The following is a 1000-nucleotide window of genomic DNA, read 5'->3' as shown; positions in this document are numbered from 1 at the left end:
GCCGCTGCGGCAGCGGTTCCCTGGCCGGCTCGGGCGCCACCGCCGCGCCCGCAGCCGCCTCGCCGAGCCGGAAGTAGCTGGTCTGCTCCCGCAGCTGCGCCGCCTGGCCCGCCAGCTCCTCGGCGCTCGCCGCCATCTCGTTCGAAGCCGCCGCGTTCTGCTGGATCACCCGATCGAGCTGCTGGATCGCCTGGTTGATCTGTGCCGCGCCCGCGTCCTGCTCGCGGCACGCGGCGCTGATCTCCGCCACCAGATCGGCGGTCTTTTTGATCTCCGGCACGAGCTGCTGCAGCCGCCGCCCCGCCTCTTCCGCCACCGCCAGCGTTTCGCCCGAGAGCGCCCCGATCTCGGCCGCCGCACCCTGGCTGCGCTCGGCGAGCTTTCTCACCTCCGCCGCCACCACCGCGAACCCCTTGCCGTGCTGCCCGGCCCGCGCCGCCTCGATCGCCGCGTTCAGGGCCAGAAGGTCGGTCTGGCGCGCGATCTCCTGCACGATCCTGATCTTGCCGGCGATCGCACGCATCGCCTCGACGCTGCCCAACACCGCCTGGCCGCTCTTCTCGGCGCTCTCGGCGGCCCGGGTGGCGATCTTCTCGGTCTGGCCGGCGTTCTCGGCGTTCTGGCGGATGTTGGCCGCCATCTCCTCCATGGCGGCGCTGGCCTGCTCGGCCGCCGCCGCCTGCTCGCTCGAGCCTTGCGAGAGGGCCTCGGCGGTGGCCGCAGCCTGCCGGCTGCCGGCGGCGAGGTTGGCGACCGCGGTCGCGACGTTGCCCACCACCGCGCGCAGACGGACGAGCATGGTCTGCAGCGCCTGCCCGAGCACGTCCCTGTCCGAGCGGGGCTCGGCCTCGACGGTGAGATCGCCCCGGGCGATGCGCTCGGCAAGCGTGGCGGTCTGCTGCAGGTTGTCGATCATGGCGTCGATCGCCTGGCCGAGCGCGCCGATCTCGTCGCGGCTCTCGAGCCGGACCCGGTGCGAAAGGTCGCCCACCGCCACCGC

Annotated in this window: 1 protein-coding gene; it reads right to left on the bottom strand. The window is 73.7% G+C overall.

Translation table 11 applies throughout. From position 1 onward, the window contains the following. A partial coding sequence (locus U1T56_RS24110; RefSeq protein ID WP_418162034.1) for a methyl-accepting chemotaxis protein occupies nt 1-1000 on the bottom strand: 1000 nt, incomplete at both ends.

It is taken from the genome of Benzoatithermus flavus (assembly GCF_037908215.1).
Taxonomy (GTDB): domain Bacteria; phylum Pseudomonadota; class Alphaproteobacteria; order Geminicoccales; family Geminicoccaceae; genus Benzoatithermus; species Benzoatithermus flavus.
The sequence above is the reverse complement of the archived record's forward strand: the minus strand, read 5'-3'. Positions and strand labels throughout refer to the sequence as shown.